Consider the following 25,454-nt stretch of genomic DNA (forward strand, 5'->3'; position numbering starts at 1 on the left):
CGCGTGGCGGCCGCTACCGTGGGCAAGTTGAGTGTGTTGTTGTCCAGCGCAGACAGGTTGGAAGGCTGAGGTCATGACATCGCAGGCACGTCTCGTCGGCGGCCGGTACGAAGAAGGCGAACCGCTCGGCCGCGGCGGCATGGCCGAGGTCCGCAAGGGTGTCGACAACCGGCTCGGCCGCAGCGTGGCGATCAAGCGGCTGCGGGTCGACCTCGCCAGTGACGCGACCTTCCAGGCCCGCTTCCGCCGCGAGGCCCAGTCCGCCGCGTCGCTGAACCACCCGACGATCGTCTCGGTCTACGACACCGGCGAGGAGCCGGACCCGAACGGTTCCGGCGTCACGATTCCGTACATCGTGATGGAGCTGGTCACCGGCAAGACGCTGCGCGACCTGATCCGCGAGGGCCGCAAGATCATGCCGGAGCGCGCGCTGGAGATCACCTCCGGTGTCCTCGAGGCGCTCGACTACAGCCACCGGGCCGGCATCGTGCACCGCGACATCAAGCCCGGAAACGTGATGCTGACCCCGCAGGGTCAGGTCAAGGTGATGGACTTCGGCATCGCCCGTGCGGTCGCCGACACGTCGTCCACGATGACCCAGACCGCGGCCGTGATCGGCACCGCGCAGTACCTGTCGCCCGAGCAGGCCCGCGGCGAGACCGTGGACGCCCGCTCCGACCTGTACTCGACCGGCTGCCTGCTGTACGAACTGCTCACCGGCCGGCCGCCGTTCGTCGGCGAGTCGCCGGTCTCGGTGGCGTACCAGCACGTCCGGGAGCAGCCGCTGCCGCCGTCGTCGTTCGACCCCGACATCCCGCCGGAGGTCGACGCGGTCGTGCTGAAGGCGCTCGCGAAGAACCGCGAGGAGCGCTACCAGAGCGCCGCCGAGATGCGCGCCGACATCCACCGGGTGCTGGCCGGCCAGCAGGTCACCGCTCCGATGGCCGCGATCGCGGAGACCCGCTCGATGGCCCCGACCGCGGTGGCGCCGACGGCCGCGACCCAGCAGCTCCGGCAGACCCAGGGGAGCGACCTGCTGCCGCCGGGCGGTGACGACCTGGACGAGGCAGAGGACGCGCGCTCGCGGCGCAATCGCGGCCTGGCCTACTTCCTGCTCGGTCTCGCGATCGTCGCGGTCGTGATTGGCGCGTACGCGCTGTTCTCGAACATGAACAACAACAACGCCGGTGGCGGCGGTACGACGGCGACGCCGCCGGCCAAGGTGGCGGTGCCGGACGTCAGCGGCAAGTCGGTCGCCGAGGCCACCGCGTTGCTCACGCAGGCGAAGCTGAAGTTCGCGCAGGGTCCGTCGGAGGCCAGCGACACGGTCGGCCGCGGTTCCGCGATCCGGCAGACCCCGCAGCCGGGCACCGAGGCCGAGGAGGGCTCGACCGTCACGGTCGTGTTCTCGTCCGGTCGCAGCGCGTTCCCGGTGCCGGACGTGATCGGCAAGTCCGAATCCCAGGCGCGGAAGGCGCTCGAGGGAACGGCAGCCAACTTCCGGGTCAAGGACGAGGTCGTCGAGAAGGACAGCCCGGAGAAGAAGGGCACCGTCATCGACATCAGCCCGGACCGGAACGGGCAGTACCCGGCGCGGACCGAGTTCACGCTGACGGTGTCGTCGGGAGTGGAGAACATCGAGGTCCCGAACGTCATCACGCAGACCCAGGACGACGCGACCAAGACGCTCAAGGACCTCGGGTTCCGGGTCGGCTACGCCTCGGCCAACAACCCGAACGCACCGGACCAGACCGTGCTCGACCAGAGCATCAAGGCCGGCACCAAGCAGCCGAAGAACACGCTGATCACGCTGACGGTCAACAACCGCGAGGAGCAGCCGACCCCGCCGCCGGAGACCCCGGGCAACTCCGAGACCCCGCCGCCGGAGACCCCGGAGACGCCGGGCATCACGATCGGCGGCTGACCGAACCGCACTGAACCACTGACAGCGAAGAACCCCGGAGCGATCTGAACTGCTCCGGGGTTCTTCGCTGTGCTGGGGTCGGCTCGCGTCAGTTCACGACCGCGTCAGTTGACGACTGTGTCAGTTCACGACCGGGGCGAGGCCGGCCGAGCGGGCCACCGCGTCCGGGTCGCCGCAGATCTCGAGCCAGTTGGCGAGCATTCGGTGACCGCCCTCGGTGAGCACCGATTCCGGGTGGAACTGCACACCCTCGACCGGGAAGTCGCGGTGCCGGGCCGCCATGATCACGCCGGCTTCGGTGCGCGCGGTCACCTGGAGCACGTCCGGCACACTGTCCTGGGCGATCGCCAACGAGTGGTACCGGGTCGCGGTGAACGGCGACGGCAGCCCGGACAGGACGCCGGCACCTTCGTGGAACACCTGGCTGGTCTTCCCGTGCAGAAGCTCGTCCGCGCGGCCGACGACCCCGCCGTACGCGACGCCGATCGCCTGGAGGCCGAGACAGACGCCGAAGATCGGGATCTCGCGGCCCTTCTGCTGCACGATGTCGATGCAGGCGCCGGCTTCCTCCGGCGTCCCAGGCCCGGGGGAGAGCAGCACACCGTCGTACTCGCCGGCCTGCTCGGGGGTGACTTCGTCGTTGCGCAGCACCGTGGTGTCGGCCTGCAGTTGCTGCAGGTACTGCACCAGGTTGTAGACGAAGGAGTCGTAGTTGTCGACGACGAGGATCCGCGGCATGCGGCCCATTATCGCCCGGTCGCGGTCGGACTCGCCGACGGTGTCCGCTCGAAGCCCGGCACCGTCGCGCTCTGCAGGTCCAGCGTGCCCTCGTAGGCGGGCATCGAGATCGAGGACTCGTTCTTCACCTCGTACCCGAGCTGGAACTTCACCACGTAGTCCTGCAGGTTGTCGATGTACTGCGAGTCGTCGAGCGCCTTCTGCAGTTTCCGCCGGTCCCCGATCGCGGTGATCTTGTACGGCGGGAGGTACGGGACACCGTGCAGGACGACGGAGTTGCCGACGCACTTGATGCCCGTGGTCGAGATCACCCGGTGGTCCTGGATCGAGATCGCGTCCGCGCCGCCGGCCCAGAGCGCGTTCACCACCGCCTGGATGTCCTGCTGGTGAATCACCAGCCAGTCGGCGTCGACGTCCGGGTTCTGCTTGACCACCTCGGACGGCGCGTCCTTCAGCGTCACGGTCAGCCCCGGCCCGGTCACCGGCGTCGTCCCGACCGCCTCCGACAGATCCTTCAGCTGCTTGGACAGCGCCGGGTCGATCGATCCCTGCTGCGCTTGCAGCTTCTCGATGTCCTGGGTCAGGGCCGCGTGCTGCCGGACCAGGCTGGCGCTGCGGCGGCTCTGTTCCTCCACGAGGCCCGCGAGCGTAGTGTTACGGCTGGGTCGCAGGTCGGTGCCCCGGGCGTTCGTGGCGCTGGTCGCGAACAGCAGACCGGCGCACAGCAGCGCCAGCGGCGCCGCCGCGCGCCACAGCGAAATCCGCCTCAACCTACGCACCCGTGATCTCCATATCGCCGTCTGCACTACGCTAACCCGGACCGGATTCTCAGCGGTCAGCTTATGCGTCCTTACAAGGAGTTCAGTCGTGCCCGAGTCGAGCAGTCGCAACAAGAAGAAGACCGAGAAGGTCAAGGCGGAGAAGACTCCGAAGAAGCCGCGCACCACCAGCCGCGTGTGGGTGGCGCCGCTGATGCTGGCCTGCTGGCTGCTCGGGCTCGCCTGGCTGGTCGTCTTCTACGTGGCCGGCCAGGACATCCCGGTGATGGACGACCTCGGCAACTGGAACCTGCTGATCGGCATGGGCCTGATCGCCGTCGGCTTTGTCGTCTCCACCCAGTGGGTCTGAGCAGGCACTCAGCCTGCAACTGAGGTACCAACCGACAGGACGTCTACGCCGATCGCCGCCAGCCGCACGCTCGGGTAACTCCCGATGCACCGGTCTGGGACGACTACCTCCTGTCGCCAGGAACCACCTCGGCCTTCGGGGCGATCAACCGTGAGCGACGCGGAGTTATCCACAGGCGTTTCCCCAGCTGTGCACACCGATTTCGGGGAGTTGTCCCCAGGTTCGGGCGCCGTTGTCCACGGAGAGCGGCCGAAACCGGCCGAAATCTGTGGATAAGTCAGGTTTGAGGCCTTCGGTTTCCACACTGTGGCTCGGGCGCTGTCCCCAGGCGTACCGTCGGAAACGCCTGGGGACAGCGCGGAGACGGGGAGGGTCTCATGTTCGTTCAGGTCATTCAGGGGCAGGTCAGCGACGCCGAGCAAGCGCACGCGGCGATGGATCGGTGGATGGAGGAGCTGGCGCCCGAGGCGTCCGGCTGGCTGGGGAGTACCGCCGGGGCCACCGCCGACGGCAGGTTCATCACGCTGGCCCGGTTCGAGTCCGCAGCGGCGGCGCGGCGGAACAGCGAGAAGCCGGAGCAGGACAAGTGGTGGCACGAGTTCGCGACGCTGCTCAGCGACGGCGCCACCTTCCATGACACCGAGGACGTGATCCTCGACCTTCCGGGCGATCCGGATCAGGCCGGCTTCGTCCAGATCATGCAGGGCACCGGCGGCGACCCGGACCGGGCTCGCGAGATCACCACCCGGCACCGCGAGGAATGGGCCGCGTTCCGGCCGGAGATCCTCGGCAGCACGCTCGCGATGTACGGCGACGGCGAGTACACGATGGCGGTCTACTTCACCTCCGAGGCCGAAGCCCGCGAGGGGGAGCGCAAGGAGATCCCGCCCGAGCTGCAGGCCGACATGGACGAGCTGAACGCCCTCGCCGGCGGCGAGCCCACGTTCTACGACCTGCCGAACCCCTGGTTGTACGCACCGAAGTAGCGGCATCCACTTCTACGTAGGTCTATACGTAGACATCTGCGTACCCCTGTGCGTATAGTTCTACGTACAGGAGGAAAGCGATGCCCAACAAGACGATCTACGTGTCCGACGACGACCTGCCGCTGTACAAGCGCGCCCAGGAACTCGCCGGCAACCTGTCCTCGGCGATCTCGATCGCGCTGCGCAAGTACGTCGAGGCCGAAGAGGGCAGGCTCGAGGGGTTCGACGAGATCACCGTGCGGGTGGGCCGGGGCACCGGCCGCAAGCAACGGTTCTCCGGTGTACTGCTCGCGGAAGGCGGACGGTCGAGCAGGGACGGCTACGAGGCGTTCAAGGTCTACCGCAGCCGGACCGGCAAGTTCGTCCTGCACGCGGACCGTCGCAACCAGTTCAAGCAGAACGCCGACGACGAGCGCTACCTGACCGGGTGGCGCTCGTGGGTCGGCAACTGGAGCACCGACCAGTCCTGGAGCATGGCGCAGGGCGAGGCCACCCTGTACGTCGTCGACACGGTCGAGGAGCTCCGCGCACTCATCCCCGAGGACCTGTACGAACTCGTCGAGGAGGCCGCCGATCAGCCCGCGGTCGAGGATCTCGACATCTGACTGAACCCCGCACCAGCACCGGACGGCGACTGCCGCCGCTCGGGTGATCGCGCACGCCCTCTTCCCTCCTGGCAGACCCGTCAATTACCCGGGTCAGGTTCACCCTGCCCGAAAACACCGAGGATCCCTCATGTCAGCTGCGATCGACGTCCGCGGACTGCGCAAGTCCTACGGCGACAAACTCGTGCTCGACGGCATCGACCTGAACGTTGCCGAAGGCACCATCTTCTCCCTGCTCGGCCCGAACGGCGCCGGCAAGACCACTGCGGTGCAGATCCTGTCCACGCTCGGCACCGCCGACGCCGGCCAGATCCGGGTGGCCGGCCATGACCTGCACGCCGAACCCGACGCGGTACGCGCCGCGATCGGTGTCACCGGTCAGTTCTCCGCGGTCGACGGCCTGATGACCGGCCGCGAGAACCTGATCCTGATGGCCGACCTGCACCACCTCGGCAAGCAGGAGGCCCGCCGTCGCGCCGACGAACTCCTCGACCAGTTCGATCTCACCGAGGCCGGCGGCAAGCTCGCCTCGACGTACTCCGGCGGGATGAAGCGCCGGCTCGACCTGGCGATGACGCTGGTCGGCCGGCCGCGGATCATCTTCCTGGACGAGCCGACGACCGGACTGGACCCGCGCAGCCGGCACCGGATGTGGACGCTGATCCGCGCACTGGTCGCCGACGGCGTCACGGTCCTGCTCACCACGCAGTACCTCGACGAGGCCGACGAACTGGCCGACCGGATCGCCGTTCTCGACCACGGACAGCTCGTCGCGCAGGGTACGCCGGAGGAGCTGAAGCGGCTCGCACCGGGCGGACACATCCGGCTGCGGTTCACCTCGCCCGAGGAGTTCGCGCTCGCGGGCCAGGTGCTACCGACCGCCGTACCGAACCACGAGGCCCTGGTGCTCCAGGTGCCCAGCGACGGCAGCGTGCACGCGCTGCGTGACCTCCTGGCCCGGATCGACGACGCCTCGCTCGAGGTCGGCGAACTGACGGTCCACACCCCCGACCTGGACGACGTGTTCTTCGCCGTCACCGGTCAGCCCACCGCGAAGGAAGTGACGGCGAAATGAGCTATGCACTGCAAGACACCGCGACCATGCTGCGGCGCAACCTCCGGCACGCGCAGCGCTACCCCGGCCTCTCGCTCGGCGCTCTCGGGATGCCGGTGATCATGTTCCTGCTCTTCGGGCTGGTGTTCGGCGACACGTTCGCGGCCGGCATCGGCGGGGCGGGTGCCGGGTTCGACTACATCGACTTCCTGACCCCCGGAATCCTGCTGATGTCGATCGCGTCCGGGACGATGTCACCGGCGGTGGCGGTCTGCATGGACATGTCCGAGGGCATCGTGGCCCGGTTTCGGACGATGGCGATCTTCCGGCCCGCCGTCCTGACCGGGCACGTGCTCGCGAACGTCCTGCTGACGATCGGCAGCCTGCTCCTGGTGATCGGCTTCGCGGTGCTGATCGGGTTCCGTCCGACCGCATCGGTCGGCGAGTGGCTGCTGGCCGCCGCCCTGCTCATTGGCCTGACCATCGGTCTGACCTGGTTCGCGATCGCGCTCGGGCTGACCAGCAAGACACCGGAGGGCGCGAGCAACATCGTCCTGCCGATCGCGCTGCTGCTGCCGTTCCTCAGCAACACGTTCATCCCGCTGGAGGCGATGCCGAGCGGCATCCGCTGGTTCGCCGAGTACCAGCCGTTCACCCCGATCATCGACAGCCTGCGGCACCTGCTGCTGGAGACGCCGGTCGACAGCAGCAGCGGCTGGCTGGCCGCGGGCTGGTGCGTGGCGATCGCCGTGGTCGGCTACTTCTGGGCCCAGTCGAACTACAACAAGGGCACTGTCGCCTAGCCGGCACCCAGGAGCTTCGCCCGAGTTTGCACGTGAGCCGGCACCGGGAGATCGCAGTCGGGATTGGTGTTCGGAGCGCCGGCCACGAGCCGGAGCGGGAGCACGCCTGTCCAGTACGGCAGGTCGAGGTCCTCCTCCTCGTCGTTGGCCGGTCCGGACCGGGTCTTCACCGATGCCTCGGTGAGCGAGAGCGCGAGCACCGAGGTCTTGGCCAGTTCCTTGCGGTTCGGCGGGCGGACCTCGGTCGACCGGCCGGGCACCAGGTGGTCGACGATCCGGTTCAGACCGTGCAGCTTCTCCTCGGGGTCGGTGACCAGCCGCGGTACGCCGAAGATCACGGCGGACCGGTAGTTCACCGAGTGGTGGAAGGCGGACCGCGCCAGCACCAGGCCGTCGGTGTGCGTGACGGTGGCGCAGACGGTCTGCAACGGCGCGGCGACGACGCTCCTGGCCGCGACCGAACCATGCAGGTACATCTCACCGTCCGGTCCGCGGTCCAGGTCGACGCCGTACGCCGTCGGCAGCACCAGCGGGTCGTAGTCCACCATCACGCCGAGGTGGCAGAACATGCCTTCGAGCAACACCTCGTGCAGCGCCGCGCGATCGGTGGCGGCGCGTTCCTTCGAGCGACGCAGGGAGGTCCGGGCTGTCGGCTGCAAAGCGGTCATGGCACCAGGTTGGCCGCTCAGTGGCATGGCGACACGGGCCATTCCGGGCCGAATCACCTAGTCCACTCGCTGCGCCTTCAAGGCCATCGGCTGCGCGACCACGTGCCGGCGGCGGGCCGGCAGCCCGCCCATCGGGTTCTTCACGCCCCAGGCAGCACCCTTGCAGATGAACTCCTTGTACCTCGCGGCGAACCGACCGGTCAGCGCGGCGTTGACCGCACGGTCATCGGCCGTCACGTACTGGATCAGCCCGTTCTTCCGGCCCAGCGAGATGCACTGGTTGAAGTACGACAGGTGCGCCTTCCGCAGCTTGCCACCGGTCAACCGGGCCGCGATCGAGTCGGCCGCCTGCCACGCCATCGGCTGACCCGACGCGCACGACATCCGCAGCGGTTTGTCCTTCGCGCCCATCGCGTACGCCGCGTCGCCGACCGCGTAGACGTCCGGGTGCGACACCGAGCGCATGGTCTCGTCCACCACGATCCGTCCGTTGTCGCTGACCTCCAGCGTGGTCGCCGCCACGATCGGGTGCACGGCGAACCCGGCGGTCCACACCGTCACCGCCGCGGGAATCGACGTACCGTCCACCGTCGTCAGGCTGTCCGCGCCGACACGGGCGACGGCAGCGTTCTCGTGCACGGTGATGCCGAGCTTGCCGGTGACCTTCTTCAGGTGCCGGCGACCCTTGGCCGACAACCAGTCGCCCAGCTCGCCACGGACCACGAACGCGACGTCCAGGTCCGGCCGGGACTCGGCCAGCTCGGTGACGAACTCCACCCCGGTCAGACCGCCGCCGACGACCGCCACGTTCGCACCGGCGGGCAGCTCCGAGAGCCGCTCGCGCAGGCGGAGCGCACCGGGACGGCTCGCGATCTCGTACGCGTGCTCGGCAACGCCCGGTACGCCCTGTGGGTTCCAGCCGCTGCCGAGCGCGTAGACAAGGGTGTCGTACTCCAACTCGCCGGCGTCGAGCTTGACCGTCTTGCGGTCGACATCGACGGCGGTGACCTTCGCGACCTTCAGCTCGACGCCGGTGCCGGCGTAGATCTCCTCCAGCGGCCGCGGCGTGAGGTCCTGTCCGGTGGCCAGCTGGTGCATGCGGATCCGCTCGACGAAGTCGGCCACACCGTTCACCACGGTGATGCTGACTTCGTCGCGGTGCAGCCGTGCGGCGAGCCGGCCGGCCGCGACGGCTCCTGCGTAACCGGCGCCGAGGACCACGATGCGGTGCTTCATATCCGTACTCCTGTCTGATTCGGTGTCGCCCCTTGAACCGGGCAGCGCGCCGTTTCCTGACAGGTCGCGGATATGAAGCACGTCACAGCAGAGTGGTGAGCGGCTCCCCGTGGTCGATCGCGGCGAAGATCTCGGTCGCCCGCGCCAGCTTGTCCGGGTTCGCCTGGGTGCGGACCGCGGTCACGCCGTCCGGGGTGAGCTCGAGGCACATGATGCCGACGACCGCGCCGTCGACGACGACCACCAGGGCGGGTTCGCTGTTGACCGTCCAGGCGTAGGCGTCGGGGCGCCCGCCGACGTACTGGCGCTTGGCCTCGCCGGGCCGGAACACACCGCGCAGGAAGCGGGCGACCGCGAGTCCGCCCTCGATCGCGGACGTCCGTGCGGGGACCTTGCCGCCGCCGTCGCCGACCGAGATCGCGTCGGCGGTGAGCAGCCGCACGATCGACTCGGTCCGGCCGCTGGTCGCGGCAGCGAGGAACTCGTCCACGATCCGCCGGGCCGCGGCCGCATCGACCTGGGTTCGCGCCCGGCCGTCGGCGATGTGCTGCTTGGCACGCCGGTACAGCTGCTGGCTGGATGCTTCGCTGATCTCGAGGATCTCGGCGATCTCGCGGTGCGAGTACTCGAAGGCCTCGCGCAGGACGTAGACCGCGCGCTCGTTCGGCGACAGTCGTTCCAGCAACGTGAGGACGGCGTACGACACCGACTCGCGCTGCTCCACGGTGTCTGCCGGTCCGAGCATCGGGTCGCCGTCGAGCAACGGCTCGGGCAACCACTGACCGACGTACGTCTCACGCCGGGCGCGGGCGGAGGCGAGCTGGTTGAGGCAGAGGTTGGTGAGCACCTTGGTCAGCCAGGCCTCGGGGACCTCGATCCGGTCGCTGTCGGCCGCCTGCCAGCGCAGGAAGGTCTCCTGGACAACATCTTCCGCCTCCGCGGCCGAGCCGAGCATGCGGTAGGCGATGGCTTCCAGCCGGCCCCGGGACCACTCGAAACGAGACAGGTCCTCCGCGGTGATGCTCATGCTGCGATCCTAGTTGGCGTGCAGAGTTCGCTGCCGCTGACGATCGACCGGAGCGCCGGGCTGCCGTTGCACCTGCAACTGGCGCAGCAGTTCCGGGCGGCCGTGCTGGACGGGCGGTTGCAGGCCGGTCACCGGCTGCCGTCGACCCGCGATCTCGCCCGGGAGCTCGCCGTTTCGCGGTCCGTGACGCAGGCGGCGTACGACCAGTTGCACGCGGAGGGCTGGATCGAGGGCCGCACCGGCGCCGGCACCTTCGTCACCGACGTCGTCCCGTTGCAGCCCGCCGTACGGCGACGTGCGCCGCAGCCGGCCGACGCCGAGGCCGAGCTGCTGACGCTGCGCCCGGGCATCCCGTACATCGCGCCGACCCCCGACCAGGGCTGGCGGCGTGCCTGGCGCGAGGTGTCCACCCAGTCACCGCCACGCGGGTACGACGACGCGGCCGGACTGCCTGCGCTGCGCGCCGCCCTCGCGGATCACGTCGGCCGGGTGCGCGGCATCGCCTGTGGGCCGGAGAACGTCCTGGTCACCAACGGAACCGTCCACGGCCTGCGGCTGCTGCTCGCGGCCACCCGCCGACCGGGCGACCGGATCGCCATCGAGGACCCCGGGTACCTGAACGCGGTCGTCGCCGCCCGCGACCACCAACTCGAGATCCTCGATGTCGGCGTCGACCAGGACGGGCTGCTGGTCGGTGAGCTGACGGCCGACCTCACCGCCGTCTACGTCACGCCCTCCCATCAGTACCCGCTGGGCGGCCGGCTACCTGTTGCCAGGCGCAACGAACTCGTCCGGTGGGCGCGCCGGACCGGGAGCCTGCTGATCGAGGACGACTACGACAGCGAGTTCCGGTACGACGTCGCGCCGCTGCCCGCGCTCGCGCAACTCGACCTCGAGCGCGTGGTCCACCTCGGGACACTGTCGAAGACGCTCAGCCCCGCGCTGCGTCTCGGCTGGCTGGTCGCGTCCGAGGCGATGGTCGACCAACTCGCTACCTTCCGCGCCGACGCCGGCGACTGGCCCGGCTGGCCGATGCAGGCCGCCCTGCTCGCCATGCTCCGCGACGGCTACCTCGACCAGGCCGTCCGGCGCGGACGCCGGCTGTACGCGGATCGCCGTACACACACATGTTCCGTACTGGCGCCGTACGGCCGGATCGTCGGTCAGGATGCAGGACTGCACATCACCTTGCTGCTGCCCGACGACGTCGACGACCTGGAGGTGGCCCGCGCCGCACGGGCGGCCGGCGTCGTCGTCGCGCCGCTCTCGGAGTACCGCCGCAGCGTGGTGGGACCACCGGGGCTGGTGATCGGGTACGCGACGCCGTCGACCCCCGATCTCCACAAAGCCCTGACAGTCCTGACCGAGGTCCTCGGCACGTCTCGGCCTTGACCGTGGCTACGGATCCAAGGGGTTGGCTGCGAGTGGGGGCTGGACGACCGGGGTGTCGCCGTCCCAGGTGAGGTGGGACAGCCACATCGTGCGGCCCTTCGGGTCGGTGCCGACCTGCGCCGGATCCCACGCGTGGTAGACGAACCAGTCGCCGAGGACCATGTTGTGTCCCGGCCCGGCGGCATCGGGGGAGGTGGTGAGGATCGGGTCGCCGGTCTTCACGCACGGGCCGATCGGCGATTCGCACAGCGCATGGCCGACCGCGTACGACGCCTTGTCGAAGGCGTTGCCCGAATAGAACAGGTGGAACTTGCCGTCCCGTTCGACGAGGTACGGCGCCTCGACCAGATTGCCTTCCCACGGGAGGTCCTGCTTGATCATCCGGTGCACCGGACCGGTCAGCGTGAGGCCGTCCGCGGACAGTTCGGAGACGTAGATCCAGGTGTCGACCCCGATCGCGTTGCCGTCGTTCTTCCAGTACAGCCAGCGCCGACCGCTCGAGTCCTGGAACGGCGACGCGTCGATCGATCCGCCCTCGTCGACCTGATGGATGAACGGCTTCATCGATTTGTCGACATATGGACCTGTCGGCGTGGACGCCACCGCGACTCCGATCGCCTGCCGGTCGGTGGCGACGTCCCGCGAGGTGTAGTACATGACGTACCGGTCGGGTGCGTGCACCGCGACTTCCGGCGCCCACACCCGGCCCGGTGCGGTCCAGTCCGGCAACGACGGCAGCGCGTCGCCGACGGCCTGCCACGACACCAGGTCGCGGGAGGTCAGCGTCTGCACGTTGCCCAGCGGCCCGTTGGTCGCGAAGGCGTAATAGTCGTTGCCCACCGCAATGATCTGCGGATCGGCGAAGCCACCGTCGTACACCGGATTGGAGAATCCCATTTATCTGCTCTCGTAGAACCTGAGGTAGTCGAACGTCGCGACCGGCGCCGGGTTCGCGCCGGTGAACTCACCGTGCGCGTAGAGACCGATCTTCGCAGTTTCCGGTAGCACCCAGGCCGCACCCCAGGTCCAGTTCTTGCCGTCGACCGACGTCGCGGCCCGATACACGTGCTCGCCCGCGGCGTTCTTCTGGTACGCGAGCCGCATCCACAGCGTCGGCGCCGACCGCCCGATCGCGGCCGCACCGTACGACGTCGCTCCGTCGGACGGCCGTGCCACCAGTTCACGCCCGTACTCGGTCTGCCGGGTCCGCCAGATCGCCACGCTGCCGAGCCGGGCGAAGTCGCTGTCGTCGATGTACGCGACCATGCCGGCCTGCTGGTAGTTCCTGATGTCGCCTTCGCCGGTGTCGAGGTGGAGCTTGGTTTCGGCGATCCACTTGTCACCGGGCGGGGTGGTGTGGAACAGCAACCCGGCGTTGTTCCCCGAGCCGACCAGGTCGGCATTCTGCAGCGGCCAGGACAACTTGCCGCCGGCAATGGTTGCCTGGTTGTCCGGACGGATCCACGACCAAGCCGCGCCGAGCGGACCGTCGAAGTCGTCGCCCGCGAGCAGCCGGCCGGTCCGCGGTACGGCGGCCGGCTTGGTGACCGTCTTCGCGACCGGACGCACGGTCAGGTTGTCGAGCTCGGCCGAACCCAGCCAGCGCACCGGCGTCGACGACAGCTTCAACCCGGGCACGGTCAGCCGCGCCTCGGCATAGAGGTCACCAAGTCCCGAGTCGCTGAGCCTTGCTGTGACGGTCGATCCGGAGACCTGGACGGTCAGCCTGTTCCACTGCGTGCGGTCGAAATCGGCCGGCACCGCGGCGGCCGCCGTACGGCGGCCGACCGTCACCGTCACCTTGTCGTTCGTGACCGTCGCGACCACCGTGTTGCCGACCACCGTGGTGAAGGTCCCGCCGAGCCGTACGTCGGCATCGACCCGGACCGGACCGGCGGGCGCAGCAGCACGGGTCTGCGCCGCGCCTTGAATCGCAGCTGTCGGTCCGCCCAGCTCGTCGCCCGCCTGCTTGCGGGCTCCCTGGAGGCCGGCGGCCGGGTCGGTGGAGTCGATGCCAAGGCCGGACCCTGTCGTCGGCGCGGCCACCGGCCCGTCGGACGGGCCGAGCCCGGCGCGCGTCCGCGGCCAGCCGTCGATCCAGTCGATCCGGTCGATCAGCATCGGCCGGCGGTTGATGCCGAACGGGTCGGTCAGCCACGCCTTGTTGCGGTCGATCGCGTGGTAAACGATGTGGTCCTGGCCGGCCGCGTCGGTGAGAAACGCGTGGTGCCCCGGCCCGATCCACTTGTTGCCGTTCTGCGTGATCACCGTGGTGCCGCCGACCCGGGAGTCGGTCAGCGCGACCCCGTCGGCGTCCACGAACGGCCCGCGCGGCGAGCGCGAACGGCCGGCGAACACCGAGTACCCGGTCGTCGGGCCGGCGCAGCAGTTCATCGACGAGCCCATGAAGTAGTACCAGCCGTCGCGGTAGACGACGTACGAGCCCTCGTAGCGGTCGCCGATCGTGACTTGGGTCGGTTCGCCGACCGCCTGCAGACCGTCGGCGCTCAGCTCGGTGACCGAGATGCCGCCGTTGAAGCCGCCGTAATACAGGTACCGCTTGCCGTCCGCGGCGGTCAGCATTGCCGGGTCGATGGTGCCGAGGAAACCGCCGCTGCCGTTCGGCTTCGGTGTCACGACCGGTCCGTCGGTCGCCGTCCAGGGCCCGGCCGGTGTCGGCGCGGTCGCGACGCCGATGGCGGGATCGCCACCGGAGTTGGCGTTCGTGTCGGTCACGGTGAAGTACATGACGTAGCGGCCGCCGAAGTACCGGATGTCCGGCGCCCAGAAGAACGAGCCGGGCGCGGCCCAAGCGGGCTTCGTGCTGTCGTCGAAGACGGTGCCGAGATACTCCCAGGAGCTGAAGTCCTTGGTGCGGGCCATGTGCATCAGGCCGAACGGGCCGCCGGACACTAGCGGGTCGGAGGTGGCGTACGCGTACCAGTAGCCGTCGCGGCCCTGGATCACCGACGGGTCGGCGAAGGTGTCCGCGAAGGTCGAGTCGATCGGGTTGGTCGTGGTCACTTCAAGTGGTGGTGCTGCTGTCGCGGCGGAAGTACCGGCTGCGACTGCGGCCACGGTCAGGGCGGCTGCTAGTAGTCGTTTCGAAGGCACGGGCGGGTCCCCTCTCAAGTCAACTGCTGTCGTGGATCTCTACCTGTTCAGCTGGATCACATGCCACGAGGCGGGCGGCAGCGTGGCGCGGCAGACGCCGTCGACGACCGCGGTACCGTCCACGGCCCGCGGCTGCACGCGATCCGGATCGTCTGCCGTGTTCACCGCCGTCCGGTCCTCGTCGTACAGCGCCAGGTGGCGGATCACCCGGCCGTTGACCGGGATCTCCAGATCGATCTTGTCGGTCTCACTCCGGTTCACCACGAAGATCGCGGTCTCCCCGGTGCTCTCGTCGTACGTCGCGGTGCTCCACAGCGCGGGCACCGTGCCGAAGGCCGCGGTCTCGATCGTCGGGCCGTCGACGGCGGTCCGCAGTACGGTCGGACCGGCGTACTGCGCGGTCAGGGCGAACGGGTAGAAGATCGTCTGCCGCCACGCGGGACCACCAGGCTCGGTGCGGATCGGGCCGATCACATTCACCAGTTGCGCAAGGCAAGCGATCTTCACGCGGTCGGCGTGCCGGAGCAGCGTGATCAGCAGACTGCCGACGACGACCGCGTCGTCCACCGTGTAGGTGTCCTCGATCAGCGGGCCGACTTCGCGGATCGGGAGGCCGAGCTCGCCGGGGAAGTGCTGCTGATACCAGACGTTCCACTCGTCGAACGACAAGGTCAGTTCCTTGTCGCTGCGTTTGAGCGCCTTCACGTGGTCGGCGGTCGCGATCACCGAGGAGATCATCCGATCCATCTCCTCGGCGGCCGCGAGGAAGCTCACCTGGTCGCCGTCGTGCGGCTCGTAGTACGCGTGCAGGCTGATGTGGTCGACCAGGTCGTAGGTGCGCTCGAGAACGACCCGCTCCCACTCGCCGAAGGTCGGCATGCCCGCGTTGCTCGAGCCGCAGGCGACGAGTTCGAGGCCGGGGTCGACGCGGCGCATCGCATTTGCGGTCTCCTCGGCCAGCCGCGCGTACTCGTCCGCGGTCTTGTGGCCGATCTGCCAGGGGCCGTCCATCTCGTTGCCCAGGCACCAGATCCGGATGTCGTGCGGCTCCGGGTTGCCGTTCGCGACCCGGCGGTCGCCGTGCGCGGTGCCGGCCGGGAGGTTGCAGTACTCGAGCAGGTCGACCGCCTCGCGGATCCCGCGGGTGCCGAGATTGACCGCCCAGATCGGCTGCACGCCTGCCTTGCGCGACCAGGCGACGAACTCGTCGGTGCCGAACTGGTTCGGCTCGATCGCCCGCCAGGCCAGGTCGAGCCGGCGCGGCCGCTGGTCCTTCGGCCCGACGCCGTCCTCCCAGTCGTAGTTCGAGACGAAGTTGCCGCCCGGGTAGCGGATCGCGGTCACGCCGAGCTCCCGGACCAACTCCAGGACGTCCTGGCGGAACCCGTCCGCGTCCGCCGCCGGATGCCCCGGCTCGTAGATGCCCGTGTAGACGCAGCGCCCCATGTGCTCCACGAACGACCCGAACAGCCGGCGGTCCAGCGCACCGACCGTGAAGGCGGGATCCACCACAAGCCGCGCCACAGAACCTCCCAGCACCGGTCTACAACGTTTAACGTGGATGTCTACAACGATTGACATCCCGTGTAAAGGCCTCGCCCCACTCCGTGACCGACGCCGGTCCCCCGACGGGTGGGCCGGACCGGCCGGGCATGGCACACTCGGGCGACACGGTGTGACGGGAGGTTCGGATGGCGACCAGGCTCAGTGATGTGGCCGCGCGCGCCGGTGTGTCGGTGAAGACGGTCTCGAACGTGATCAACGACTACCCGCACATCACGGCCCGGACCCGGGCCAAGGTCGAGGCCGCGATCGCCGACCTGAACTACAAGCCGAACGTCAGCGCCCGCTCGCTGCGCAAGGGCCGGTCGGACTTCATCGCGCTGGCGATTCCGGAGATGGGTTCGCCGTACTTCGCCGAACTCGGCGCCGCGATCAGCCGGGCCGCGAAACGCCGCGGGATCACCGTGCTGATCGACCAGACCGAGGGTGAGAGCGCCGCGGAACAGTTCGTCCTGGACGGGATGCGCGGGCAACTGATCGACGGCATCATCTTTTCCCCGCTCGCCACCGCACCAGCCGAGCTCACCGCGGCGGACACCGGCAAGCCGCTGGTGCTGCTCGGTGAACGCCCGGCCGGCGGCCAGTTCGACCGGGTCGCGGTCGATTCGGTGCAGGCGTCGTACGACGCGACGTCGCACCTGATCTCCCTTGGCCGGCGCCGGATCGCGGCGATCGGCGTCGGCGGGACGAGTACCGGCGCGGTCCGGCGGAAGGGCTACCGCAAGGCCCTGAAGGCGGCCGGCCTCCCGCACGACGCCACCCTCGAACTCGCCGCGGCCGGCTACCACCGCCTCGACGGCGCCACCTCGATGCGCGAGCTCCTCGCCCTTCCCGAGCCCCCCGACGCCGTCTTCTGCTTCAACGACCTGCTGGCGCTCGGCGCCCTCCGCACCCTCGCCGAGGCCGGCCTCCAAGTCCCCGAGGACGTCGCGGTGGCCGGCTTCGACGACATCGAGGACGGCCGCTATCACTCACCCACCCTCACCACGATCTCCCCCGACAAGGACTGGCTGGCCGAGAACGCCGTCAGCCTCCTCCTGGACCGCATCGCCGGAACCGACGAGGACGGCGAGGTCGTCCACCGCGACCTCACCGTCCCGTACACCCTGGAAATCCGCGAATCCACCGCCGGCTGACCGGACCAGCTGGGTCCAGCGGGCTACATCTTCCGCTCGGGGAAGCCGGCCAGTTGCTTGGCGAAGTCGGTTTGGGTCTTGCGGATGCGACCGACGAGCGTCAGTACGGCGTTGCGGATCGGGCGGACCGGGCGGGGGACGTTCGCCAGGCGGGTCAGGCGGTGGGAGAGACCGATGACGCGGATTGCCTCATGACGGCTGGTTTCGGCGTAGGCGTCCAGCTGGGAGTCGTCGCCGGCCAGCGCGGTCGACAGGGCGTCGGCGAGGGCCACCGCGTCGCGGAGGCCGAGGTTCATGCCTTGGCCGCCGGCGGGGCTGTGGGTGTGCGCCGCATCACCCGCCAACAGGACACGACCTGAGCGGTACCGGTCGGCAACGCGCTCGTGGATTCGGAAGCGGGAACCCCAGATCACCTCGGTGACCTGCGGGCGCGACTTCCGCGGGCCGCGGTCGGTCAGCAGGCGCTGCGCGTACGCCAGGTCGGGGTGCTCCGGCGCATTCGGCATCTCGGCGACCATGCGGAAGCTTCCGTCCGGCAGCGGCGCCACCACGAGCAGTCCGGCCGAGGCGAAGTACAGCGCGACCTCGTCGACCGGCAGACCGCCGTCCACCCGGACGTCGACCAGGCTGCACGAGATCTGCAGCGTGTTGCCCGGCATCCGCAGGCCGGCCAGCTCCCGGATCGTGCTGTTCATCCCGTCGGCGGCGACGACGTACTGCGCCGCGATCACGTCGCCGTTGTCGAGCGTGACCTCGACGCCGTCGGCGGAGTGCTTCAGGCCGGTCGCGGAGTACGGCCGCAGGACCGAACCGCCGAGCTCCTCCAGCCGCTCGAGCAGCACCTGCTCGGTGATCGGCTGCGGGATCATCGTCACGAACGGGTACTCGGTCGGGAGCTCCGCGAAGCCGACCGGGACCAGCTTGTGGTCGCCGGCGCGGACCGCGAAGTCCTTCAGTTGCAGGCCGAGGTCGACCAGCCGCTTGGTCACCCCGAGCTCCTCCAGGACCTCCAGCGTCCGCGGGTGGATCACGCAGGCACGCGAGGTGTTCACGCCCTCGGCCTGCCGGTCGACCACCACCACGTCGTGCCCGTGCAGCCGCAGACCGGCTGCCACCGCAAGCCCTACCGGACCCGCACCCACCACTACGACCTCTGTCTGCTGCGGAGTCATCGTCGCTCCCTCGATGGTTTATCAACGCTTGTTGACTTTTACCATAGGCCTCCTGACTCGAAAAGTCAACACGTGTTGGCATATGCTCCGGACATGGCTGAGAAGAAGTCCGACCGGACCCGCGCCGCGATCCTGGCGGCAGCCCGCGAGCGCTTCGGCGCGGACGGGTACGAGCGCGCGACGATCCGGGCGATCGCTGCGGACGCGGCGATCGACCCGGCGATGGTGATGCGGTACTACGGCAGCAAGGAGAAGCTGTTCGCGGCAGCGGCCGACTTCGACATCCGGCTGCCGGACTTCGCCGACCTACCGCTGGAGGCGGTGGGGGAGGCGCTGGTGCGGCACTTCCTGCGGCGGTGGGAAGAGGACGACTCGCTCCGGGTCCTGCTCCGGACCGCGGTCACCAACGAGGTCGCGGTCGAGCGGATGCGCGAGATCTTCGCGAGCCAGCTCGCGCCGACGCTGACGGCGCACGCGGTCGACCGGCCCGAGATCCGGGCCGGCCTGGTCGCCAGCCAGGTGCTGGGTTTTGCGCTCTGCCGCTACATCCTCGGCTTCCCGCCGATCACGACAATGCCGGACGACACAGTCGTCGCCTGGCTCGGGCCGACGCTCGCCCGCTACTTGACGGCGCCCGACCCCAGCCAGTCGTGAACCGCGGGCAGGGCTTCGGCCAGCGACGGCAGCTCCGGGTGCCACTTCAGCTCCCACTCAAGCGAGAGCGGGTAGTCGGTGCCGTCGAGAACACTCAGCAACTCGTCGATCGGGAAGTCGCCGGCGCCGATCGCCACCGGGCGGTACTCCTGCTGCGAATCGATCTGCTTGAACTGAACCACTTCGAGCCACGGCCGCAGCAGCGCGAACGACTCGGCGAGCGTCTCGCCGTGCGACCAGGTGTGTGAGCTGTCCCAGATCGCCTTCACATTGTGGTCCGGGACGTCGGTGTCGAGCACCGAGCAGAACGCCGCGACCTGGCGAGCCGTGGAGTGCGAGTCGTGCGTCTCGAGCAGGATCGGTACGTCACGCGGCGCGGACGTCACGCGGTCGAGCGCCCGGATCTCACCGGCGCTCGGGCCGTCCGCGGGCGTCTCGGCGTCGACGTCGTCACCCGGGAACACCCGGACGCCGAGTGCGCCGAGGTCGGCCGCGAGTTCGAGGTGCGCCTCCAGCGGCTGCTCCTCGACCGCGCACAGCCGTACGTAGCTGCTGATCGCGAAGATCTCCAGGCCGGCGTCCTCGATCCGGGTCCGCAGCTCGCGGCGCTGGGCGGCGGTCAGCCCGGTATGGGTGAACTCCTCGGTGTGGGCGCGCAGCTCCAGCCCGGTGAACTTGTTGCCCTGGGCAAGCGCCAGGACGTCGTCGAGCGGAGCTCCGGGGCAACCGAGAGTGGCGAAACCTAGACGCATACCGCTATCAGATCAGATTCCCCAGCGACCGCGCCGCGGGTGTGTCCGCGGAGCGGACGTCTGGTCCTGGTCGGCCTGCTGCTGCTCGTAGGAGTACGGCGACTGCTGCTGGTACTCCTGCTGCACCTGATCCGCCTCGTACTGGGTGTTGTACTGGGCGCCGTACGACTCGGTGGCGTAGTTCGGGCTGTAGGTCTCGTACGTCTCGGCGCTGCTGTAGTCCGAGCCGCTGTAGCTGTCGTAGCCGTTCGAGTTGTACGAGGACGAGTAGTCCGAGGTGTACTCCGGCGCCGGCGCGTAGGACGAGCCGTAGTCGGTGTAGTCGGTCTGGCCGGTGCCGGACGAGTAGGTCGGCTCCGGGGAGTACGTCGGCTCGGGCGAGTACGTCGGCTCCGGGCCGTAGGACGGCACCGGCGGCAGCGGCTTCGACGGGGTCAGGAAGTCGTCCTGCGCCTGGGTCGGTGCCGGCGCCGGCTCGTAGTACCCCGAGGAGGCGGACACGTACGACGACGGCTGCGTGTGCTCGGACTGACCGTAGACCGCATGGCCGGTGTGGCCGGTGTACGACGAGTACGTCTCGGCAGCGTGCGACGTCGAGTGGTCCGGCACGGCGGGCTGGATGGCCGACGGGCTGTCCACCGCGACCCGAGCGGCCCGGCGACCGGCGCGCGCAACTGGCGCGGGCTCAGGCTCGGGTGCGGGCTGGGCAGCCTCAGCCGGCGCAGCGGGCGCCGTCGAGGTCAGGTAGTCGGACTCGTAGGAGTACGGCTCGGAGTAGCGCGCGGCCCAGGGCTCTTCGACCTCGGGCTGCGGGGGCACGGGCGGCAGTACCGGCTCAGGCGCCAAGGCCGGCTCCGGCTGGTACGCGTACGGGTCGGGCTGGACGACGGTCAGCGGGGGCGTCTCGTCACGCCAGCTGCCCGTCGTACCGAGCACGTCCGCGGTCACCGAGCTGCGGTAGTCCTCCCAGCTCTGCGGCGCGTCGTACGTCGTCTCGGCCGCCGGCTGCTCGTCCTGCCATTCCTGGACCGGGTTGAACTGCTGCGTCGCCGGACCGCCGTCGTCGTCGCGCCACGTCTCCACTACCGGCGCGAACGGGCTCCACTTGGGCGCCTCCTCGCGCTGCGGCTCACCGGCGAACGCGGCCGGAGCAGCGGCGCCGTCACCCGGGAACGTCTGCGGCGCGAACGGGCTGCCGGCCGGAGCCTGCTCGGCGGCCGGAGCCTGCGGGGCCGGCGCGAACGGGTTGCCGGCCTGCGGAGCGCCGACCGTCTGCAACTGCGGCTCGCGCACCACGCCGAGCGCCGGACCGCTCGCGATCGGCTCGTTGATGGCCGGCTGCTCGTCGGTGTCGTCGTTCGCGTACGAGGCGCTCCCGAATGCGTTGTTCGCGTACGACGGGACCTGCTCGATCTCGTACGTCGGGACGGACCGGAGCTTCGGGCCCTGGTCCCACCACGGCACCCACTTGCGCGTGGTCTGCATGTGGTTGATCTTGCGGATCACCATCGTCGCGGCCACCGCCGAGATCGCGGTCAGCACGAGGGACGCCGTACCGGCCAGGGCGATGCCACGCAGCGACCCGACAGTGGCTTCCATCCACATCAGGAACCGGCGGACCACCACGTCGAACGCAAGAGCGCCGATCCAGGCACCCCACCACACGGACGTGAGAGTCGGGGGCCGGAACCGGCGCAGGTCATCGGCGTACACAGGGGTCTTCGGATCGCTGGCGAGCCAGACGTCGTCGACGATCTGTTTCGGGTACCAGAGGTTCGGTCCGGGGCAGAACCAGCTCGCCAGCACCCAGCCGTGGCTGCGGCGATGGTCGGCCTGGCAGAACACCTCGGAGTTGACCCGGGCCCGCCACAACCAGATGACGAACACCACCGCGGCGGCGACCGAGATGATCACGTTCGGGACCGCGGTGATCTTGGCGATCGCGTCGGCGCGATTCAGGTCCGCGTCGTCGACGTTCGGCATCCCGCCGAGGTAGCGGTGCACGACCGAGTACGTGTTCCAGTCGGACCAGGTGGACAACAGGTGCGTGAGCGTCGACGCCCCGAGCAGTCCGATGGCGATCTTCCCGACCGTCCCGACCTGCTGGAACTCCTCAGCCGCGTGCGGCTGCCACTCTTCTTCCTGGTCCTCGACAGCAGTCATCAATGCCTGCGGGTGGCTCACGTCTCGCGTCCCTCGCGTTGCTGGAACTCCGTCGTCGTCTGTTCGGCGCTTCGGCCAGATCCTGCCCCCGCGTGACCGAGCCACATTGATACCACGAAGTAGGTATGCGAGGGCAGCCGGCCCCAGCACGGAGGGTGCCGACTTAACGTGTTCTTTTCGTACGCCCATCACCTTAGGTAACGAAGCAGAAGACTGGGCGTGACGGTTTGGTTTACCGCGCAGGGGGTTGGTAGCCGCTGTGCGGTGTCCCGACCGCCCACCACGGCACCCAGGGACGCCGGGTCTGCAGCTCGTCGATCCGCTGGATCAAAATCACCGCGAAGACGGCCGCGGCGGTGGTGAACAGCGCCGAGACGGAGGACAGTATGACGTTCGTCCGCAGATCTCCCAGTTGCGACGCGCCGGCGAGAACACCTCTTTGCACGATGTTTCCGGTGACCAGGCCGGCCACCCAGGTCAGCCACCACGCCCACGCCAACCGAGTGCCCGGGATGTCCTTCAGTTCGGGCGTCAGCGGGTCGGTCCCTGGGTCGCTGGCGGCCATCACGTCGTCGACCACCTGCTTCGGGTACCAGAGGTTCACCACCGGAACGAGCCAGCAGCCGAGTACCCAGCCGCGGGAGTACCGGTGGGCGCCGCGGCAGAACATCTCCGCGTTCCAGCGCACCCGCCACAGCCAGACGATGAACACCACGGCCGCCGCGAGCAGCGCCAGCCCGGCCACGATCCCGAGCGAGCCGGAGATCAGGTACGCCTCGGACAGCCGGTTCGCGTTCTCGCCGTACTGCTTGCGGGTCCGGTACAGGTTCCAGTCCGACCACGCGGTCGACCACGTGGTGACGGTGACGACTCCGATCAGGACCGAGGCACCGATGCCCATCGCCCGCTCGGAGCTGAACCACCGGTCCATCGGTGGTTGCGACGCCCGGCTCGGCATGGATCAGAGATAGCACAACCCGGCGTGACGGAGCGAGAACATCCGGTCGCACACCGTTCGTGGCGGCTTTCCGCCAGACATTGTCGGTGGCTGGAGGGAGGATGGTCGCATGCACTGGTCCGTGGTCGACTCACCGGTCGGCGAGCTCGCGCTCGCAGCCGACGAGACCGGGCTCTGCCGGCTGCACTTCGGCGCGACCGATCGCCCGCTCGGCCCGCATCCGCTGCTGTCCGAAGCCGCCGAGCAACTCGCGGCCTACTTCGCGGGCGAGCTCCAGGAGTTCACGCTGCCGCTGTCGGTGCGCGGCGGCTCCGACTTCGAGCGGGCGGTCTGGAAACAGCTCACCCGGATCCCGTACGGCGAGATGCAGACGTACGGCGATGTCGCGAAGGCCGTCGGCGACGCCGGTGCCGCCCGCGCCGTCGGGACGGCCTGCAACCGGAATCCGCTGGCGATCGTCGTGCCCTGCCACCGCGTGGTCGGCGCCGGCGGGAAGATGGTCGGATTCGGCGGCGGCATCCCGACCAAGCGGCATCTGCTCGAGCTCGAGGCCCGGGTCAGCTTCGAGACACTCTGGACCTGACCGGTTTCGGCAGGTGGAACTAACGAAGATCTGACACCCGTACGCGCGGTGCCGGAGCGCGGCGGACCGGTCGGGGCACTAACGTTTGAAGCGAGTGATTCAGGCGTCTCCCCACCTGCCTTGGAAGACATATAAATGAACAAAGCCCGCACCACTGACCACCTCCACCCCGACCTCAGTGCCCTGATGAACAAGAGCGCCGAGGAATGGTCGGCCCCGGAGATCCAGGACGCCGCGCGCGCGGCGCTCCAGATGCACGCTCCGGACCGGGAACCGCTGACCTGGACCAAGCGGCTCAAGGTCGTTCCCTGGTTGCACCGCAACGACGCCGTCTGTCTGAGCTGCGGCGGGACGTACCCGTGCATCACGCATCGGTACGCGACCCAACTGCTGTCCGCCGGCCGCTACACGATCGCGAAGGCGTCCGAGGACCCGGAACCACAAGTCAACTGACGAGCCGACCGACGGCCTGACGCTGTTCGCGCAAGGCGGCGTCACCTGGACGAACGAAGGTCCCGATCCCCAGCCGGGGGTCGGGACCTTCGCCGTTGCGGTGCTGGTTGCGGTCGTGGTTGCGGTGGTTCTTCGCTCAGGAGTCGCTGGAGCCGGTCGACTTCCTGGTCGTGGCCTTCTTCGCGGTGCCGTTCGACGCGGCCTTCGCGTCGTCCTTGGCCTCGCTGGTCGCGGCATCAGCCTTGGCGTCGGTGCTCGCCTTGGCATCGGTGCCCACCTTGGCGTCGCTCGTGGCCTCGGCCTTGGGGGCCTCGGTCGTGGACTCGGCCGGCTTCGTGTCTGTCCGGCCGTTCGACGACGGGGTGGTCCCGTTCGCGTGCGACGTCGTACCGGCCGGGGCCGAGCTGTAGTCGCGACCGCTGGTCGGGGTGGACTGCCACGCCGGCTCCGGCGGGGTCAGCAGCTTCTTCACCGCGGCCGCGGCGAGCGCGCCGAGCCCCAGGAACAGCACCACATTGCGGAGCTTGTGGCTCTTCTTCGGCACGTCGAGCTCACCCTTGAGCGCGGCCTTGGTGGCCTTGCTCCGGCGGGTGGTCTCCTCGACGACCGGCTCGGCGGCGGCCGCCAGGGTCGCCAGCGCCGCGGTCATCTTCGGCAGCAGGTCGTCGTTCAGCCGCTCGCGCGCCTTTTCGGCCGCGTGCTCGGTGGCCGGTCCCACCTTGGCCAGCGCGTCGTCGAGCACCGGTCCGGCCTTCTCCACCGCCTGGTGGGCGAGGTGCGCACCCCGCTCGACGGCCTTCTCGGCGTACGGCGACACCTTCTCCCGTGCGGTGCCCACAGCCGGTGCGAGATGGTCACGAACCTGGCCCACGGCCGGTCCGAGCTTCTCCGACGCCGACCCGGCAAGCGGACGGACGCGCTCCTTGGCGGTCTCGACCCGGCCCTTGGACTTCCTCAAACCCACGGTTCCCTCCTCGGTGCCACCCGCCGCAGCGGACAGCTCTCCCGCCCATCGGCGACATGGGCTCGTTCTGGTTACGACTCTGGACAAATCCGGCTTCATCTGCATCGTACGACGTACCGCCGCGATAATCCGGTGCCCCCACCGCACTCTCCGTACACATCCACCCCGACGGACACCCACCGCCACGCTCACCTCGCCGGACAGCCAACGCCGCAGGCCTACCCACAGAACGTCGCCCGCACCGCGCCATACCTCGAGGTCGGCGGCAGCTTGCCCATTCATCTGAAGGGTTGCCCCCAATGCCGCTCAGTTAGGGCTGGGGTGTGGTTGTCAACCGTCGTGGATGTGGATGGTGTGGGTGATCTTGTAGTTGTTGCGGTC

The 25,454-nt window shown here is 69.2% G+C and carries 24 protein-coding genes; 11 read left to right on the plus strand and 13 right to left on the minus strand.

What is annotated here, in order from left to right:
* The first annotated feature begins 73 nt into the window (after positions 1-73).
* The gene (gene pknB, locus AB0B82_RS25480; RefSeq protein WP_360173362.1) at positions 74-1,924 is read left to right on the plus strand and encodes a Stk1 family PASTA domain-containing Ser/Thr kinase; all 1,851 of its coding nucleotides are present in this window, start codon (positions 74-76) and stop codon (positions 1,922-1,924) included.
* 120 nt (positions 1,925-2,044) lie between these two features.
* Here the strand turns inward: pknB and AB0B82_RS25485 are convergent, their stop codons facing one another.
* Positions 2,045-2,662 carry an aminodeoxychorismate/anthranilate synthase component II gene (locus tag AB0B82_RS25485; RefSeq protein WP_360173365.1) on the minus strand — a complete coding sequence of 206 codons (618 nt, stop codon included), beginning with the start codon at positions 2,660-2,662 and terminating at the stop codon, positions 2,045-2,047.
* An 8-nt stretch (positions 2,663-2,670) separates the two neighbouring features.
* Complete coding sequence (locus AB0B82_RS25490) at positions 2,671-3,441, minus strand: DUF881 domain-containing protein (RefSeq protein WP_360173367.1); 771 nt, start codon at positions 3,439-3,441, stop codon at positions 2,671-2,673.
* A gap of 88 nt (positions 3,442-3,529) precedes the next feature.
* On the opposite strand from AB0B82_RS25490, the gene AB0B82_RS25495 reads away from it, so the two are divergent.
* The 5 genes from AB0B82_RS25495 to AB0B82_RS25515 all read left to right on the plus strand — a co-directional run bounded on the left by AB0B82_RS25495 (position 3,530) and on the right by AB0B82_RS25515 (position 7,238).
* A complete protein-coding gene (locus tag AB0B82_RS25495) occupies positions 3,530-3,790 on the plus strand; it encodes a cell division protein CrgA (RefSeq protein ID WP_355475546.1) in 261 nt (86 codons plus the stop codon).
* A 377-nt stretch (positions 3,791-4,167) separates the two neighbouring features.
* A complete protein-coding gene (locus AB0B82_RS25500; RefSeq protein WP_360173370.1) occupies positions 4,168-4,776 on the plus strand; it encodes a hypothetical protein in 609 nt (202 codons plus the stop codon).
* 80 nt (positions 4,777-4,856) lie between these two features.
* Positions 4,857-5,381, plus strand: coding sequence for an EXLDI protein (locus AB0B82_RS25505; protein ID WP_360173373.1), 525 nt, complete (start codon positions 4,857-4,859; stop codon positions 5,379-5,381).
* Between the two features lie 130 nt (positions 5,382-5,511).
* Positions 5,512-6,456, plus strand: coding sequence for an ATP-binding cassette domain-containing protein (locus AB0B82_RS25510; RefSeq protein ID WP_360173376.1), 945 nt, complete (start codon positions 5,512-5,514; stop codon positions 6,454-6,456).
* The gene (locus tag AB0B82_RS25515) at positions 6,453-7,238 is read left to right on the plus strand and encodes an ABC transporter permease (RefSeq protein ID WP_360173379.1); all 786 of its coding nucleotides are present in this window, start codon (positions 6,453-6,455) and stop codon (positions 7,236-7,238) included. The genes AB0B82_RS25510 and AB0B82_RS25515 overlap by 4 nt, the downstream gene beginning before the upstream one ends.
* Here the strand turns inward: AB0B82_RS25515 and AB0B82_RS25520 are convergent.
* The 3 genes from AB0B82_RS25520 to sigJ all read right to left on the minus strand — a co-directional run bounded on the left by AB0B82_RS25520 (position 7,235) and on the right by sigJ (position 10,169).
* Complete coding sequence (locus tag AB0B82_RS25520; protein WP_360173382.1) at positions 7,235-7,906, minus strand: pyridoxamine 5'-phosphate oxidase family protein; 672 nt, start codon at positions 7,904-7,906, stop codon at positions 7,235-7,237. The two genes, AB0B82_RS25515 and AB0B82_RS25520, sit on opposite strands and share 4 nt — an antisense overlap.
* Positions 7,907-7,963: 57 nt before the next feature.
* Complete coding sequence (locus AB0B82_RS25525) at positions 7,964-9,142, minus strand: FAD-dependent oxidoreductase (RefSeq protein ID WP_360173385.1); 1,179 nt, start codon at positions 9,140-9,142, stop codon at positions 7,964-7,966.
* Between the two features lie 82 nt (positions 9,143-9,224).
* Positions 9,225-10,169 (minus strand): RNA polymerase sigma factor SigJ, encoded by a 945-nt coding sequence (sigJ, locus tag AB0B82_RS25530; protein WP_360173388.1) that lies wholly within the window; start codon positions 10,167-10,169, stop codon positions 9,225-9,227.
* A gap of 18 nt (positions 10,170-10,187) precedes the next feature.
* Between sigJ and AB0B82_RS25535 the strand changes: the two genes are divergently transcribed.
* Entirely contained in the window at positions 10,188-11,561 is a 1,374-nt protein-coding gene (locus tag AB0B82_RS25535) for a PLP-dependent aminotransferase family protein (RefSeq protein WP_360173391.1), read from the plus strand.
* Between the two features lie 6 nt (positions 11,562-11,567).
* Here AB0B82_RS25535 and AB0B82_RS25540 read toward each other — a convergent pair whose 3' ends face one another.
* The 3 genes from AB0B82_RS25540 to AB0B82_RS25550 all read right to left on the minus strand — a co-directional run bounded on the left by AB0B82_RS25540 (position 11,568) and on the right by AB0B82_RS25550 (position 16,199).
* Positions 11,568-12,458, minus strand: coding sequence for a glycoside hydrolase family 43 protein (locus AB0B82_RS25540; protein ID WP_360173394.1), 891 nt, complete (start codon positions 12,456-12,458; stop codon positions 11,568-11,570).
* Positions 12,459-14,585, minus strand: a complete 2,127-nt coding sequence (locus AB0B82_RS25545) for a family 43 glycosylhydrolase (protein ID WP_360173397.1) — start codon at positions 14,583-14,585, stop codon at positions 12,459-12,461.
* Between the two features lie 129 nt (positions 14,586-14,714).
* Positions 14,715-16,199 carry an alpha-N-arabinofuranosidase gene (locus AB0B82_RS25550; protein WP_360173400.1) on the minus strand — a complete coding sequence of 495 codons (1,485 nt, stop codon included), beginning with the start codon at positions 16,197-16,199 and terminating at the stop codon, positions 14,715-14,717.
* Positions 16,200-16,366: 167 nt separating this feature from the next.
* Here AB0B82_RS25550 and AB0B82_RS25555 point away from each other — a divergent pair, with 167 nt between their 5' ends.
* A complete protein-coding gene (locus AB0B82_RS25555) occupies positions 16,367-17,374 on the plus strand; it encodes a LacI family DNA-binding transcriptional regulator (protein WP_360173403.1) in 1,008 nt (335 codons plus the stop codon).
* Positions 17,375-17,397: 23 nt separating this feature from the next.
* On the opposite strand, the gene AB0B82_RS25560 is transcribed toward AB0B82_RS25555, so the two are convergent.
* Positions 17,398-18,546 carry an NAD(P)/FAD-dependent oxidoreductase gene (locus tag AB0B82_RS25560; RefSeq protein WP_360173406.1) on the minus strand — a complete coding sequence of 383 codons (1,149 nt, stop codon included), beginning with the start codon at positions 18,544-18,546 and terminating at the stop codon, positions 17,398-17,400.
* 93 nt (positions 18,547-18,639) lie between these two features.
* Here AB0B82_RS25560 and AB0B82_RS25565 point away from each other — a divergent pair, with 93 nt between their 5' ends.
* Entirely contained in the window at positions 18,640-19,200 is a 561-nt protein-coding gene (locus AB0B82_RS25565) for a TetR family transcriptional regulator (RefSeq protein ID WP_360173409.1), read from the plus strand.
* Here the strand turns inward: AB0B82_RS25565 and AB0B82_RS25570 are convergent.
* From AB0B82_RS25570 to AB0B82_RS25580, 3 genes are all read right to left on the minus strand, one after another.
* Positions 19,167-19,952, minus strand: coding sequence for a TIM barrel protein (locus tag AB0B82_RS25570; protein ID WP_360173412.1), 786 nt, complete (start codon positions 19,950-19,952; stop codon positions 19,167-19,169). The two genes, AB0B82_RS25565 and AB0B82_RS25570, sit on opposite strands and share 34 nt — an antisense overlap.
* A gap of 12 nt (positions 19,953-19,964) precedes the next feature.
* Positions 19,965-22,136: a DUF4328 domain-containing protein gene (locus AB0B82_RS25575; protein ID WP_360173415.1), complete on the minus strand. Its 2,172-nt coding sequence runs from the start codon at positions 22,134-22,136 to the stop codon at positions 19,965-19,967.
* Positions 22,137-22,347: 211 nt separating this feature from the next.
* Positions 22,348-23,073 carry a DUF4328 domain-containing protein gene (locus AB0B82_RS25580; protein ID WP_360173418.1) on the minus strand — a complete coding sequence of 242 codons (726 nt, stop codon included), beginning with the start codon at positions 23,071-23,073 and terminating at the stop codon, positions 22,348-22,350.
* Positions 23,074-23,182: 109 nt separating this feature from the next.
* Between AB0B82_RS25580 and AB0B82_RS25585 the strand changes: the two genes are divergently transcribed.
* Both AB0B82_RS25585 and AB0B82_RS25590 read left to right on the plus strand, forming a co-directional pair.
* Entirely contained in the window at positions 23,183-23,656 is a 474-nt protein-coding gene (locus AB0B82_RS25585; RefSeq protein WP_360173421.1) for a methylated-DNA--[protein]-cysteine S-methyltransferase, read from the plus strand.
* 135 nt (positions 23,657-23,791) lie between these two features.
* Complete coding sequence (locus AB0B82_RS25590; RefSeq protein WP_360173424.1) at positions 23,792-24,109, plus strand: hypothetical protein; 318 nt, start codon at positions 23,792-23,794, stop codon at positions 24,107-24,109.
* Positions 24,110-24,245: 136 nt separating this feature from the next.
* Here AB0B82_RS25590 and AB0B82_RS25595 read toward each other — a convergent pair whose 3' ends face one another.
* Positions 24,246-25,073, minus strand: a complete 828-nt coding sequence (locus AB0B82_RS25595) for a hypothetical protein (RefSeq protein WP_360173427.1) — start codon at positions 25,071-25,073, stop codon at positions 24,246-24,248.
* Between the last annotated feature and the right edge of the window lie 381 nt (positions 25,074-25,454).

Origin of the sequence: Kribbella sp. NPDC048915, from assembly GCF_040649595.1 — a bacterium.
Lineage (GTDB): Bacteria > Actinomycetota > Actinomycetes > Propionibacteriales > Kribbellaceae > Kribbella.

Coding starts and splice junctions, on each gene's coding strand:
- pknB (WP_360173362.1), top strand. CDS start 74: ATGACATCGCAGGCACGTCTCGTCGGCGGCCGGTACGAAGAAGGCGAA.
- AB0B82_RS25485 (WP_360173365.1), bottom strand. CDS start 2,662: ATGCCGCGGATCCTCGTCGTCGACAACTACGACTCCTTCGTCTACAAC.
- AB0B82_RS25500 (WP_360173370.1), top strand. CDS start 4,168: ATGTTCGTTCAGGTCATTCAGGGGCAGGTCAGCGACGCCGAGCAAGCG.
- AB0B82_RS25505 (WP_360173373.1), top strand. CDS start 4,857: ATGCCCAACAAGACGATCTACGTGTCCGACGACGACCTGCCGCTGTAC.
- AB0B82_RS25510 (WP_360173376.1), top strand. CDS start 5,512: ATGTCAGCTGCGATCGACGTCCGCGGACTGCGCAAGTCCTACGGCGAC.
- AB0B82_RS25515 (WP_360173379.1), top strand. CDS start 6,453: ATGAGCTATGCACTGCAAGACACCGCGACCATGCTGCGGCGCAACCTC.
- AB0B82_RS25520 (WP_360173382.1), bottom strand. CDS start 7,906: ATGACCGCTTTGCAGCCGACAGCCCGGACCTCCCTGCGTCGCTCGAAG.
- AB0B82_RS25525 (WP_360173385.1), bottom strand. CDS start 9,142: ATGAAGCACCGCATCGTGGTCCTCGGCGCCGGTTACGCAGGAGCCGTC.
- sigJ (WP_360173388.1), bottom strand. CDS start 10,169: ATGAGCATCACCGCGGAGGACCTGTCTCGTTTCGAGTGGTCCCGGGGC.
- AB0B82_RS25540 (WP_360173394.1), bottom strand. CDS start 12,458: ATGGGATTCTCCAATCCGGTGTACGACGGTGGCTTCGCCGATCCGCAG.
- AB0B82_RS25555 (WP_360173403.1), top strand. CDS start 16,367: ATGGCGACCAGGCTCAGTGATGTGGCCGCGCGCGCCGGTGTGTCGGTG.
- AB0B82_RS25560 (WP_360173406.1), bottom strand. CDS start 18,546: ATGACTCCGCAGCAGACAGAGGTCGTAGTGGTGGGTGCGGGTCCGGTA.
- AB0B82_RS25565 (WP_360173409.1), top strand. CDS start 18,640: ATGGCTGAGAAGAAGTCCGACCGGACCCGCGCCGCGATCCTGGCGGCA.
- AB0B82_RS25570 (WP_360173412.1), bottom strand. CDS start 19,952: ATGCGTCTAGGTTTCGCCACTCTCGGTTGCCCCGGAGCTCCGCTCGAC.
- AB0B82_RS25580 (WP_360173418.1), bottom strand. CDS start 23,073: ATGCCGAGCCGGGCGTCGCAACCACCGATGGACCGGTGGTTCAGCTCC.
- AB0B82_RS25585 (WP_360173421.1), top strand. CDS start 23,183: ATGCACTGGTCCGTGGTCGACTCACCGGTCGGCGAGCTCGCGCTCGCA.
- AB0B82_RS25590 (WP_360173424.1), top strand. CDS start 23,792: ATGAACAAAGCCCGCACCACTGACCACCTCCACCCCGACCTCAGTGCC.